Origin of the sequence: Arthrobacter sp. ISL-95, from assembly GCF_018613695.1 — a bacterium.
GTDB lineage: Bacteria > Actinomycetota > Actinomycetes > Actinomycetales > Micrococcaceae > Arthrobacter.
In genome coordinates this window covers 499,276-511,406 of sequence record NZ_JAGGPR010000005.1, presented here as the reverse complement: position 1 = coordinate 511,406, position 12,131 = coordinate 499,276, and the positions used below count along the sequence as shown (strand labels likewise).

The 12,131-nt window shown below is 63.0% G+C and carries 13 protein-coding genes; 3 read left to right on the top strand and 10 right to left on the bottom strand.

What is annotated here, in order from left to right; all coding sequences use genetic code 11:
• Window positions 1–29: 29 nt before the first annotated feature.
• Window positions 30–1,259: a class I SAM-dependent methyltransferase gene (locus J7I86_RS08585; protein ID WP_214819026.1), complete on the top strand. Its 1,230-nt coding sequence runs from the start codon at window positions 30–32 to the stop codon at window positions 1,257–1,259.
• 13 nt (window positions 1,260–1,272) lie between these two features.
• Here the strand turns inward: J7I86_RS08585 and J7I86_RS08580 are convergent, their stop codons facing one another.
• The 3 genes from J7I86_RS08580 to J7I86_RS08570 are packed head-to-tail and all read right to left on the bottom strand — an operon-like array spanning window position 1,273 to window position 3,462.
• Window positions 1,273–2,085, bottom strand: coding sequence for a shikimate 5-dehydrogenase (locus J7I86_RS08580; RefSeq protein WP_214819025.1), 813 nt, complete (start codon window positions 2,083–2,085; stop codon window positions 1,273–1,275).
• 53 nt (window positions 2,086–2,138) lie between these two features.
• Window positions 2,139–2,261: a type B 50S ribosomal protein L36 gene (ykgO, locus tag J7I86_RS08575; protein ID WP_011775528.1), complete on the bottom strand. Its 123-nt coding sequence runs from the start codon at window positions 2,259–2,261 to the stop codon at window positions 2,139–2,141.
• 49 nt (window positions 2,262–2,310) lie between these two features.
• The gene (locus tag J7I86_RS08570; RefSeq protein ID WP_214819024.1) at window positions 2,311–3,462 is read right to left on the bottom strand and encodes a GTP-binding protein; all 1,152 of its coding nucleotides are present in this window, start codon (window positions 3,460–3,462) and stop codon (window positions 2,311–2,313) included.
• Between the two features lie 165 nt (window positions 3,463–3,627).
• On the opposite strand from J7I86_RS08570, the gene J7I86_RS08565 reads away from it, so the two are divergent.
• Window positions 3,628–4,779 (top strand): glutamate--cysteine ligase, encoded by a 1,152-nt coding sequence (locus tag J7I86_RS08565; protein WP_214819023.1) that lies wholly within the window; start codon window positions 3,628–3,630, stop codon window positions 4,777–4,779.
• Window positions 4,780–4,790: 11 nt separating this feature from the next.
• Here the strand turns inward: J7I86_RS08565 and tsaD are convergent, their stop codons facing one another.
• Genes tsaD through J7I86_RS08535 form a run of 6 tightly spaced genes read right to left on the bottom strand, consistent with a single transcriptional unit; the run spans window position 4,791 to window position 10,103 of the window.
• Complete coding sequence (tsaD, locus tag J7I86_RS08560; protein WP_214819022.1) at window positions 4,791–5,951, bottom strand: tRNA (adenosine(37)-N6)-threonylcarbamoyltransferase complex transferase subunit TsaD; 1,161 nt, start codon at window positions 5,949–5,951, stop codon at window positions 4,791–4,793.
• Window positions 5,948–6,451 (bottom strand): ribosomal protein S18-alanine N-acetyltransferase, encoded by a 504-nt coding sequence (gene rimI / locus J7I86_RS08555; RefSeq protein ID WP_214819021.1) that lies wholly within the window; start codon window positions 6,449–6,451, stop codon window positions 5,948–5,950. Before rimI ends, tsaD begins: the two co-directional genes overlap by 4 nt.
• Window positions 6,452–6,464: 13 nt before the next feature.
• Window positions 6,465–7,136 carry a tRNA (adenosine(37)-N6)-threonylcarbamoyltransferase complex dimerization subunit type 1 TsaB gene (gene tsaB, locus J7I86_RS08550; protein WP_214819020.1) on the bottom strand — a complete coding sequence of 224 codons (672 nt, stop codon included), beginning with the start codon at window positions 7,134–7,136 and terminating at the stop codon, window positions 6,465–6,467.
• The gene (gene tsaE / locus J7I86_RS08545) at window positions 7,136–7,714 is read right to left on the bottom strand and encodes a tRNA (adenosine(37)-N6)-threonylcarbamoyltransferase complex ATPase subunit type 1 TsaE (RefSeq protein ID WP_214819019.1); all 579 of its coding nucleotides are present in this window, start codon (window positions 7,712–7,714) and stop codon (window positions 7,136–7,138) included. Before tsaE ends, tsaB begins: the two co-directional genes overlap by 1 nt.
• Complete coding sequence (gene alr / locus J7I86_RS08540) at window positions 7,711–8,952, bottom strand: alanine racemase (protein ID WP_214819018.1); 1,242 nt, start codon at window positions 8,950–8,952, stop codon at window positions 7,711–7,713. The genes tsaE and alr overlap by 4 nt, the downstream gene beginning before the upstream one ends.
• Window positions 8,953–9,008: 56 nt before the next feature.
• Window positions 9,009–10,103, bottom strand: coding sequence for a carbohydrate kinase family protein (locus tag J7I86_RS08535; RefSeq protein WP_396019858.1), 1,095 nt, complete (start codon window positions 10,101–10,103; stop codon window positions 9,009–9,011).
• Between the two features lie 64 nt (window positions 10,104–10,167).
• Between J7I86_RS08535 and J7I86_RS08530 the strand changes: the two genes are divergently transcribed.
• Complete coding sequence (locus J7I86_RS08530) at window positions 10,168–11,538, top strand: 6-phospho-beta-glucosidase (protein ID WP_214819016.1); 1,371 nt, start codon at window positions 10,168–10,170, stop codon at window positions 11,536–11,538.
• Here the strand turns inward: J7I86_RS08530 and J7I86_RS08525 are convergent.
• On the bottom strand, window positions 11,535–12,053 hold the full coding sequence (locus tag J7I86_RS08525) for a GNAT family N-acetyltransferase (protein ID WP_214819015.1): 519 nt from the start codon (window positions 12,051–12,053) through the stop codon (window positions 11,535–11,537). The two genes, J7I86_RS08530 and J7I86_RS08525, sit on opposite strands and share 4 nt — an antisense overlap.
• Window positions 12,054–12,131: the final 78 nt, after the last annotated feature.

Below are 12,131 nucleotides of genomic sequence, written 5' to 3'. Positions count from 1 at the left end.
TCAAGCGCCGCGCCATTAGGCTTGATCCCATGTCTCACGCACCGCAGGAACAGATCGCGCCCTTGCTGACTACAGAAGGATGGGAACTTCTTGCCTCACTGGGACCCTACCGGGAGGCCGACTCGTTCAGCGTTAACGCCGACCTCCGGAAGGCGGGGCACTCCCCTGAACTGGTAGCTGCGGTCCTCACGCAATCCCGGCTGCGGACACGTGCAGAGGCAAAGTTCGGTGAGTTTGCCCGGCAGATGTTGTTCACCCAAGCCGGTTTGGAGCAGGCAACGCGCTTGAACGTCGCCGCCCGCCACGCCGAGCGTTTCGCGAAAGCCGGAATCTCCCACGTTGCAGATCTCGGTTGCGGCCTTGGTGCCGATTCCATGGCCATGGCGTCCATGGAGATTTCGGTGACCGCCGTGGAGATGGATGAAACCACTGCTGCCTGCGCCACCATCAACCTCATGCCTTTTCCGCATGCCACCGTGGTGCACTCTGATGCAACAACCGTGGAGCTGGAGGGGATCGACGGCGTATGGCTGGATCCCGCCCGGCGAACCACGTCCACGTCCGGGACCAAGCGGATTTGGGATCCTGAAGCCTTTTCTCCCCCGTTGTCCTTCGTTGAACGCCTCGCGGCTACCGGCCGCGCCATCGGCGTCAAAATGGGTCCGGGCATTCCCTATGACTCGGTGCCGTCAGGCTGCGAGGCCCAGTGGGTTTCGGTTGGCGGCGATGTTACCGAAGTGACTTTGTGGTTCAACGCAGTGTCCCGCCCGGGCGTGCGTCGCGCCGCCTTGGTGATTGGCGCGCAGGGCGCTGCGGAAATCACCAGCGGTGCGGATTTCGACGGCGGCCCGGTAGCCGCCGTCGGGCCTGTTGAGGGTTTTCTCTACGAACCCGATGGCGCGGTAATCCGCGCAGGGCTGGTAGCCGACGTCGCTGAACGGCTGGATGGCCACCTCGTGGACGAGCACATTGCCTACATCTGTGCTCCTGAACTGCACGACACCCCGTTCGCCCGTGCCTACAAGGTGCTTGAGGTGATGCCCTACAACGTCAAGGCGCTCAAGGCATGGGTGAAGGTAAACGGCATTACGGTGCTCGATATCAAGAAACGCGGCACGGCCGTGACTCCGGAAGAGCTGCGGAAACAACTGCTTCCCGCCAAACCCGCAAAAGGCACGGACGCGAAAACAGCCACCCTGGTCCTCACCAGGATCGGCGAGGAAAGAGTGGCCATAGTCGTGGAGCCTGTTACGGCCTAGCGCATCACAAGCGTTAGCGGCGCGAAAACTCCGAGGCTTCGCGGACCTGCTCAGGGCTCGGGCGCACGCCGGTGTACAGGACAAACTGTTCCTCGGCCTGGATGGCAATGACCTCAGCGCCCGTGATTACCTTCTTGTCCGCCTTCCGGGCAGCGCTGATCAGCGGCGTTTCGGAGGGCAACGCCACGACGTCGAACACTACCTGTGCCGCGGAAATTGTGGCGTCATCGAACGACTGGGCCGCCTCATCCGCACCTGCCATTCCCAGAGGCGTGACATTGATGATGAGGTTCGCGGTGGAACCGTTGACGTCGTTCTGCCATGCGAATCCGTAGAGATCGGCAAGGGCACGGCCGGTGTACTCATTGCGGGCCGCAATGGTCACGGCAGTGAACCCGGCGTCCCGAAGGGCTGCGGCAACAGCTTTGGCCATACCGCCGGCACCACGGAGCAGCACGGTGTGGCTGTTGGGAACCTTGTGGTCCTTCAAGAGCCGGGCAATGGCGATGTAGTCCGTGTTGTAGGCGGTGAGGACGCCGTGGTTGTTCACGATGGTATTCACGGAATCAATGGCTTTTGCTGACGGGTCCATGACGTCAACCAGCGGGATGACGGCTTCCTTGTACGGCATGGACACCGCGGCGCCCCGGATCGGGAGGCCGCGGATGCCCGCCACCGCAAGGGCGATGTCCGCGGGGGCGAATGCCTTATAGACAAAGTTCAGGCCGAGCAGATCGTACAAATAGTTGTGGAACCTGGTCCCGATATTGCTGGGCCGGGCCGCAAGCGAAATGCACAGGGACATGTCTTTGTTCAGGATTGGCATTCCCCCATTAAACAACGCCCTTTCAGCGCTGCCGTCCGTGGACTGCCCCGCGCTTAGCCCTGCCGCGCCTTCATCCGCGGGTTGTTCTTGTTGATGACAAAGGTGCGTCCGCGCCTGCGGACAATCTGGGCGCCGGGGATTTTCTTGAGGGCACGCAGCGAATTCCTGACCTTCATGGTGTTTCTCCTTTTTGTTGGGTGTTTGGGCTGGCTTTTTGTGTCTGGATTAGAGGGCGTCGCTAAGTTCCAGGGGATCGTCCCAGACGCCGAAATCCTGCTTCATCTCGGCTTCCGTCAATTGGCAACCCTCCAGCAGTTCACTGATTTCCTGCGCATCAATATCCTCGGACCGTCCGGTGATGGCCAGTACGGTTCCGCGGTCGCCATGGTTGGGGTGCCAGTCAAGAAGGGAGTCCACGTCCGCACCCGCGTTTCCCGGGCGCGCAAGGCCGGGCACTGATTCCGCGGAGTCGGCCAACCACTTTCCAGTGCTTTCGAGCCACACACGCGGCCCGATTCCCTGGACGGCGATCCTTGTTGTAGGCGCTGATGCGATCCAGAGGCGGCCTCGCATCCAGTGCGTTCCGGCCGACAGGCGGGGAAGTGCATCGCGGAAGCGTCCGGGATGCAACGGACGGCCAGCTTTGTGGAGCACCGTCCGGTAGGAACCGTCCGCTTCGCTAACGGGCACACGCACGACGCCGGGCCGGTTGCGTGCCGCCGCTTCGGCGTCGTCGAAACATCCCGGCCGGTATGTATCAGCCGCGCCAACAACGCCGGCATGGAAAGCCAACTGGCCTAGCAATTCGACACCCAACTGCCACTGTGCGGAGTCTTCGCGGGTTTCACCGGTCAGCACCGCCCCCAGCCCGGGGTGGACCATCACGGTATCCACCTGGCCGAACTCGCCGATCAGAAATTCCCCGCTGGTTCGATCATCAGTGGGCAAGGACGTAAATCCGGATTCGAACAGCGTGTGACGGTCCCACATATGGTCATCCAAGTCCACAGGGTCCAGGGCCAGTACTGCGTTGTCGATCAGCGCAGGGCGGGTCAGACCAAGCCGAAGCTCAGCAACTGCCATTGCTGCGGCAACGCCGGGCGGGAGGCCAAGGACAACGTGGTCGAAGCCGCACGAGGCGAGGCGTTCCGCCGTCGGGACTACATCCAACCTGACCGTGCAGCTTAGGCAGCCATGCTCCAATACCGTGGTTTCACGCTCAAACAGCTGGCCGTCACGATAGACGCGCCGCAACACCAAGGAGCCATCCAGAAGATCGTGAAGGACCACTACGGAGTTGTGGTGGGTTTGACCGAGCCTGGCCGCGGCTGACTCGCGGCATTGGCTGTCCAGGGAACTGAGGACTGTGAGATGCATGCAGCCATACTATTGAGAAACATTCTCATTAGCAAATTAAGGAAGCTCTCCCTTGGAAGGCCACAGCAGCAACCTGCGTTCCGGCTGCATTAGACTTGTTCCGACCGCTGGCGGCCCCACAGCGGGGAACCGTGTCCGGCTGAGACAAGACAATGAGGGGACTACGTGCAGATTGATTTTGCGCCATCCAGGCAATCGACACTGGGTGTGGAATGGGAGTTGGCGCTCGTCAATGCACGCACCGGGGAATTGGTATCAGTGGCTAACGACGTCTTGAAGGGCGTCGCCGCAAACCACCCCGACCTCAACGAGGACGACGAACACCCCCATATCAAGCGCGAGCTGCTCCTCAACACCGTTGAATTGGTTACTGGGATCTGCGAAACAGTCAAGGATGCCAAAGAGGACCTCAGCCGTTCCCTCGCCGCCGTCCGCGAAGTCACCGACCCCATGAGCGTGGAAGTGTTCTGCGCAGGCAGCCACCCGTTCAGCCCTCCCCTGCTCCAGCCCGTCACGGACAAGGAGCGCTACGCCAAGCTGATTGAGCGGACCCAATGGTGGGGACGCCAAATGGTGATCTACGGTGTTCACGTCCATGTGGGCATCGACCGCAGGGACAAGGTCCTCCCCATCCTGGACGGTTTGGTCAATTACTTCCCGCATTTCCAGGCACTGTCCGCCTCCAGCCCCTACTGGGCCGGAGAAGAAACCGGCTATGCCTCCCAGCGTGCGCTCATGTTCCAGCAGCTTCCCACCGCCGGACTGCCCTTCCAGTTCGACAGCTGGGAGGCGTACGAGTCCTACGTCCAGGACATGTTCACCACCGGTGTCATCGACGCCACCTCTGAAATCCGTTGGGACATCCGGCCGGTCTCCAACCTGGGCACCATCGAGATGCGCATCTGCGACGGCCTGGCCACTCTTGAAGAAGTAGGCGCCATTGCCGCGCTCACTCAATGCCTGGTAGACGAGTTCTCTTCCATCCTTGACGCAGGCGGCAGCATCCCCACCATGCCGCCATGGCATGTGCAGGAGAACAAATGGAGAGCCGCACGCTACGGCATGGAAGCCATCATCATTCTTGACGCCGAGGGCAACGAGCAGCTGGTCACGGAACACTTGGCGGAAACCGTCGCGCGGCTGGAACCCGTGGCAGCAAAGCTGGGTTGCTCCGAAGAGCTGGCAGACGTCCTGAAGATCATCGAACGGGGAGCAAGCTACCAGCGCCAGCGCCGCGTCGCCGCAGAACACAACGGTGACCTTCAGGCCGTGGTCATGGACCTCGTCCAACAAATGCGCAAGGGTCCGGACGCCTAGCCCGCGTGGCGTTAGGCGGGCACTGACACCGTAGTAACCGGCATGGAGGAATCCGGCGCGAAGGAGACTCCGCTGGGGCCGATGCCGGCCATGATCAGCTGGGCACCGAGCGCAGCAACCATGGCTCCGTTATCTGTGCAGAGGTCCAGCGGTGGAACGTGCAGCTTGATTCCAGCGGAGGTACAGCGCTGTCCCGTCAGTTCCCGGAGGCGCGAGTTCGCTGCCACACCCCCGCCGAGCAGCACATCGGTGATCCCGTGCTCTTTGCAGGCCAGGACCGCCTTGGAACTAATGACGTCCACCACGGCTTCCTGGAACGCTGCGGCGATGTCCGCCACGGGGACTTCCTCGCCTCGGGTTTCGAACTGCTCAATGCACCGGGCCACGGCAGTTTTCAGGCCGCTAAAGGACCAGTCGTAGCGGTGGGGGCCCTTCTCCTCCGCCGTGCCCATGTATTTAGGCTGGGTGAGTCCACGCGGGAAGCGGATGGATTTGGGGTTGCCTTGGCGTGCCAGTTTGTCGATGGCTGGTCCACCGGGGTAGCCGAGTCCAAGAATGCGGGCCACTTTGTCGTAGGCTTCGCCCGCGGCGTCGTCGATGGTTGAACCCAGGAGCTCCACGTTGTCCGTGATGCTGCGGATGCGCAGGATTTCCGTGTGCCCGCCCGATACCAGCAATGCTCCGAGGTTCTCCGGCAGCCTGCCGGCACCCAAGCCGGCGGCAGCGCCGGCGTCGGAAGCACCGGCGTCGGGCCTTCCGTTCGACGCGGGCTTTCTGTCCAGCAGCCCCACACCAACGTGCGCCACAAGATGATTGATCGCGTACAGTGGCTTGCCCGTGGCCACAGCCAGCGCTTTTGCAGCACAAACACCCACCATGAGGGCTCCTGCCAGGCCGGGGCCGGACGTCACGGCAATGGCATCGATATCCTCCAAGGTGACACCGGCCTCATGCAGCGACTCCTGCAGCGTGGGCACAAAAGCGTCCAGGTGCGCGCGTGATGCGATCTCCGGGATGACGCCGCCAAAGCGAACATGCTCATCCATGGACGAGGACACTGTGTTGGTCAAAAGGGTGGTTCCCCGCACGATCCCCACACCGGTCTCGTCGCAGGAAGACTCGATGCCCAGCACCAGAGGCTGCTTGGACTGTTCCGGATACTGCCCGCTCACGTTGTGGCTCCTTCGTGGGACTGTGGTTTGTTCAGTTCTAGCCGCATGATCAGGGCGTCGGTACCGTCCCGGTAATAGCGGGGACGGACATGGATCTGCTCGAAACCGAACCGCAAGTACAGTTGCTGGGCGCGGGGGTTGTCCGCCCGCACCTCCAGCAGGACGTCGGCCGCACGGCGGCGGCGCGCTTCTTCGATCAACTCGGTCAGGACTGCGGAGCCAATACCTTTACCCTCGAATTCAGGCACGACGGCGATCGTCTGGACGTCCGCGATCGGCTCGATGCACATCAACCCGGCGTAAGCCACAATCTCCCCGGCAACCTCCGCCACCACGTAGCGCCGCGTCTCGGGTTGAGCCAGCTCGTCGAAGAACATCTGCAACGGCCAGGCGTCCATAGGGAACAACCGTCGCTCCAACGTCTCCACTGCCGGGATGTCGGCCTCGGTCATATCGCGCAGTGACACACCGGCGAGTTCCAGCTTGGGTGAGAGTTTCACAGTGTTCTTCCCATCACAGCGCACGCTTTCTCGGCCCGGGCACCTGGGCATCCGATTCGCGCAGATACAACGGCGTGGAATCCAGCAATGCCTGTCCGGCCGTCAGCTTGGCCAAAGCGAACTGGCCCAGCGACGCCGCATCCGGTTGGGTTTGGGCGAAGTCTTCGTCCGCCGTGAGGACATCGGAGTACAAGCCTGCGCCCGCCCCGAAAACCGGCAAGTCCGGGAGCTCGGTGGCGAAACCCACGTGGGGGCCATCCACGAGCTCCGGAAGCTGGCCTTCAGCCAGCGTGTAGCGGGCCCAGTAGACCTCTTTGCGTCGGGCATCCGTGGCCACAAGGAACTCGGGGGTGGCGGCCGTTGACTCCGCCACTTCCAAAGCGATGGCGTCCAAGCTCATCAGTCCGTACAACGGCTTGTTCCAGACGAAAGCGAGGGTGCGGGCGGTCGCAATGCCGGAGCGGAGGCCCGTGAAGGGACCAGGTCCAACACCGGTGACGATCGCATCGATGTCCGCGCCCGTGACGCCGGCACCAGCCAAGAGTTTCTCGATCCCGGGAGCCAGTACTTCGGCGTGGCTGCGGGTGTCCGCCGTGGCGAAAGAGTCCACCACGCTTTCCATGGCATCGTCCGAAATCAGGGCCGCACTGGCAACCGCTGACGTGTCAATGGCCAGGATCAGCATCAATGACCTTCCATGTGAGAAGTAGGTTCGAGGACTTGCGGCGCTTCAACCCAGCGGGGACCGAACCCACGGAAAACGATGGTGCGGGGTTCGTCGTCGTCATCCGTATCGAAATTCAAGAACGCCCCGTCCGTGGTGGGCGCAGCGCTTTCCCCGCCAACAGACCTGTACAGGTCAACCTCAAGACGGCTGTCTGAAAGGTGCTCTACCCGATCCCGGCCCCACTCCACCACGGTGACCGCTGTGTCCATGGTGTTCTCAAGATCGATGTCGTCGATCTCAGCTGCCGAGTCCAGCCGGTAAGCGTCAACATGGACCAGGTCCGGGCCGCCCGGCCTGGGGCCATCCGGGAGATTGGGATGGATCCGAACCAGGACAAACGTTGGCGAGATAATGCCTGCACGGACCCCCAGGCCCTCGCCGAGGCCTTGGGTGAACGTCGTCTTGCCGGCGCCCAGCTCGCCGGTCAAGACCAGGAGATCCCCCGCCTGAAGTACCCCGCCCACAGCTGCTGCGAGCGCGTGCGTCTGCTCCGCCGTCGTGACCGTGAGTGTGCGCTCCCACTGGGCTCCGCTCACCGCGCTGCCGTTTCAGCTGCGTTGGGGGCGTCGGCGTTGGCGGGCATTTCGTTGATATAGCTGCGCGGGACCCGGGGGCTGATGCGCGTCACGATTTCGTAGTTGTTGGTTCCGGCTGCTTTCGCCCAGTCATCGGCGGTGGGGCCGTTGTCAGCACCGTTGCCGAACATGACAGCCTCGGCGCCTTTGAGGACTGCCGCCGCTTCCGGGGAGATCGGCCCCAAGTCAATAACCATCTGGTCCATCGCAATCCGGCCAACTACCGGGTAGGTGATGCCGTCCACCCGCACGGGACCTCCGGTGGCGATCCTTGGGACGCCGTCTGCATAGCCCAGCGGCACCAGGCCCAGCGTGCTTTCTTCGCTGGTCCGGTAATTGAGTCCGTAGGAGACGCCTTGGCCTTCGGGAACCTTCTTGCAGTTGGACAAGAGTGTCCGGACCGTCATTGCCGGATGCAGACCAAGTTCGGCAGAGGTGGCCCCTTCGAAGGGCGAAAGTCCGTAGATGCCGAGACCCACACGCACGAGGTCGAAATGAGAGTCCGGTCGCGACAGGGCTGCCGGCGTGTTGGCTATGTGCCGGACCTCGGTGTCTACGCCCGCGTCCTCGGCCATGGCGATCGCTTCGCGGAACACGGCCAGTTGATCATCCGTTTCGGGACGTTGCGGCTCGTCGGCAACGGCAAGGTGGGAGAAGATACCCACTACCCGCAGGAGGCCTTGGTCCTGATATTCCATGGCTTGGCCCACCAACCGGTCCCAGTCGGCAATGGTGCAACCATTACGGCCCAGACCACTATCCACCTTGAGATGCACACGTGCGGGTCGCTCCTGCTCCCGTGCGGCTGCCACTACCGCCTCCAGCTCCCAGCCGGAGATGCCGACGTCGATGCCGGCGGCGACTGCCGCTTGGAAGTTACTTTCGCGGGTGTGCAGCCAGGCGAGCAGTGGAGCATCGACTCCGGCGGCGCGCAAGGCCAGCGCCTCGGATATGTGGGCGACACCCAGCCAGGCCGCTCCAGCGTCGAGCGCTGCCCGGGCCACCTGCACGGCACCGTGCCCATAAGCGTCAGCCTTCACCACGGCCATGACGGCGGCCGGGGAGGCGATGCCGACGAACTGACGAACGTTGTGCCGCACGGCCTCGAGGTCGATCACTGCGGAGCGTTCCAGCACCGCTGACTTTGCTATGGAGGCCTTGGACCCGATCCCGATATCTGCAGCTGCTTCGTAAGTCACCCTAGAGATTCTAGTGCTGTCAGTGAACTCGGGTTAACTGCCGGGCATTGTCAGGGCTACTGCGCATCGGACAAATGCGCGATGGTGGCCCGGGCTCGTCGTTGCGCTTCGGCCGGAATGTCCTTCACGATCGGTTCCAGGAAAGCGAAGCGCCGCAACCATTGACTGGACTGACGCTCTTTCCGCGCATGGGCCCGTTGCCACCAGTCGGCGATGTCTCCCCACCCCGGTGCAGCCAGTGAGCCTCCGACTTCCTGGACCGCCAGGGAGGCGCAAAGGTTTGCGAACCGGAGCCGGTCCCCCAGCCTCCACCCTGCCAGGCAGCCCACAATGAAGGCCGCCCCGAAACAGTCTCCGGCACCAGTGGGATCGGAGGCTGATACGGGCAGGGACGGAACCCATTCCTCTTCCCCGGTTTCCGAGTCCACGGCCACCGCGCCTTGGGGGCCAAGGGTCACCACGGCCACGGGGACACGGTCAGCCAGCGAATACAACGCCGCCCACGGGTCCGCTTTACCGGTGAAAGCCATTGCTTCGGGAGCATTGGGCAGGAAGGCGTAGAAGTTGGCCAGCTGGTCCAGACGCCGCTCGGACCACGCCCCCGTTGGGTCCCAGCCCACCACGCCAAAAAGTTTGGTGCCCGCATCCTTCGCTGCCAGCATCCACGGTTCGAGTTCTTCACCCAGATCGGCGACGGCGGCGAGCGCCTTGGGTGGTTTCCCGATCAGTTCCGAGGAACTGATCGGAGCGGGGTGGCCGTGGGTGACCATGGACCGGTCCTGGTCTACGCACATGGATACTGTGACGGGTGAGTGCCAGCCGGGGACTCTCTGCGAAAGGGAGAGGTCAACGTGTTCCTGGCTTTCCAGGATCTGCCAGTTGTAGTCGCCGTAGCCGTCGTCCCCGAAAGTCGCCGCGAGGTTGGTTCGCAAGCCGAGCCGTGCGGCAGCAATGGCTTGGTTGGCTACGCCGCCGGGGCAACTGCCCATGCCTTCGCTCCACACCTCCGTACCGGGTTCGGGTGCGTGCGGGAGTCCGGTGAAGATGATGTCCTGGAAAACCGTTCCGGTCAGGAGAAGGTCGCACTGCTGGTCCCCGTCCGACCGCACGGCAGCCAGGGGGTCGAATCGTCGCTGGGGCATAGCGTCCATGCACGGCAGACTACGCTGCACGTACTTGGCTGCATAGTCTTGCGGGGCTGCATAGACTCGGACCATGCGGCTCATGATCGCCGGTGGCGGCGGATTCCGGGTTCCCCTCGTGTACCGGGCCTTGTGCGAGGGCCCTTTCGCAGGTTTGGTCCACGAGCTTGTTCTCTTCGACGTGGATGAATTACGGCTCGCTGCCATTGAGGCGGTGCTCCGCGATATGCCCGCCGACGGTTCCGGCCCCGTCGTCGTGGTTTCCACAGATCTTGGGCAGGCGCTCACCGGAACGGACATGGTGTTCGCGGCGATCAGACCGGGTGGTACTGCGGGGAGGATCTCTGACGAACAGATCCCCTTGAGGTTGGGGTTGCTGGGCCAAGAGACCACCGGCGCCGGCGGCATCTCCTATGCGCTGCGCTCCATCCCCCGGATGCGGGAACTCGCCGAGGCCATGCGGGAGCATTGCCCCGAGGCCTGGCTCATCAACTTCACCAACCCGGCTGGCATGGTTACCGAAGCTCTGGTACCGGTCTTGGGGCGCCGGGTGATGGGCATCTGCGATTCCGCCGGGGGCTTGGTCCAGCGTGCAGCCCGTGCCGCCGGGGCGCCCCTCCAAGAAGGAAGGCTCGACGGCGTGGGCTACTACGGACTGAACCACCTGGGCTGGCTTTATCGCTTGGCCCCTGATGGGCGGGATCTTTTACCGGCTCTCTTGTCCGATCACGGCGCTCTTGAGTCCATGGAGGAAGGCCGCTTGTTCGGGCAACACACCCTGCTTCACCTTGGCTGCCTGCCCAACGAATATCTTTATTACTACTACCAAACCTCGCAGGCCACCGAGGCGATCAGACAGCAACAGCAAACGCGCGGGGCCTCCATCCATGACCAGCAACAGTCGCTCTACCCGTCGCTTCTGCAAGGTTCGCATCCGTACCGCCTGTGGGATGACGCCCGGCGCTCCCGCGAGGAAGGCTACCTGGCAGAGGCCCGGATTCACGGGGAACAGCGGGACGAGTCGGATCTCGCAGGAGGCGGCTATGAACGTGTGGCGCTTTCGGTGATGCGAGCGCTGTCCGGCGGCGGTACCGCCCACTTGATCCTCAACGTGCCGAACTCACCGGTGTCACTTGCCGGGCCCGCTGCCGAGGCCGCGGTGCCCGGGCTGCCTGCGGATGCCGTCGTCGAGGTTCCTTGCGAGGTAACGCCCGACGGCGCGTTGCCGCTCGCGCAGGACCGGCCGGACGGGCAGTTCCTTACTCTGATGCAGCACATCAAGGAGGTGGAGCGGCTGACGATCCGCGCCGTGGTTTCCGGCGAGCGCGAGGCAGCTGTGCAAGCCTTTGCGGCGCATCCCCTGGTGGGTTCACTCCTCTTGGGCCGGCAGCTGCTGGAAGGTTACGAGGTCGCTTTTCCTGAATTAACCCAGCTGTGGGCCTAAAGCTTTCGGTACATCACGTGCAGGCCCACGTAGCCGATTTCCGGATGGTTGAAAGCCTCGGGAACCGTGGCCAGAATCTTGAAACCCATGGACTGCCATAACCACACTGCACGCACGTTGCTCTCCACCACGGCGTTGTACTGCATGGAACGGAACCCTGCGGCCTTCGCTTCGCTCAAGGAGTAGGCGCACAGAGCCCGTGCGATGCCCTGGCCCGAGTTGTTGGCCCCCACCATGTATCCGGCGTTGGCAACATGACTTCCACCACCGGCTTGGTTGGCGTGGAACTCCCCTGTTCCCAGGATCCCGCCCGTGTCACGGGCCACCGCCACGAAGGTCTGACCGGGAGCTTGTTTCATCCACTTGGCCCTGGCTGTGTCTTCGCTGGTGTCCCGGTCCCAGGTGAAGGTCTCGCCCTCGCGGATCACCGGTTGCAGGATCGACCATATTCCGGGCCAGTCCTCAGGTGTTGCTTTACGAATGTCAAAGGAATGTTCTTGGCTCACAGCGGCCACGCTAGCAGCCTTGTCCACATAGCGGAGCTTGCCCGGCTTGGGACTTAACGGCAGGAGTAGTGTTTTCTGCAGGGCAAA

Coding starts and splice junctions, on each gene's coding strand:
- J7I86_RS08585 (WP_214819026.1), top strand. CDS start 30: ATGTCTCACGCACCGCAGGAACAGATCGCGCCCTTGCTGACTACAGAA.
- J7I86_RS08580 (WP_214819025.1), bottom strand. CDS start 2,085: ATGCCAATCCTGAACAAAGACATGTCCCTGTGCATTTCGCTTGCGGCC.
- ykgO (WP_011775528.1), bottom strand. CDS start 2,261: ATGAAGGTCAGGAATTCGCTGCGTGCCCTCAAGAAAATCCCCGGCGCC.
- J7I86_RS08570 (WP_214819024.1), bottom strand. CDS start 3,462: ATGCATCTCACAGTCCTCAGTTCCCTGGACAGCCAATGCCGCGAGTCA.
- tsaB (WP_214819020.1), bottom strand. CDS start 7,136: ATGCTGATCCTGGCCATTGACACGTCAGCGGTTGCCAGTGCGGCCCTG.
- J7I86_RS08535 (WP_396019858.1), bottom strand. CDS start 10,103: ATGGACGCTATGCCCCAGCGACGATTCGACCCCCTGGCTGCCGTGCGG.
- J7I86_RS08530 (WP_214819016.1), top strand. CDS start 10,168: ATGCGGCTCATGATCGCCGGTGGCGGCGGATTCCGGGTTCCCCTCGTG.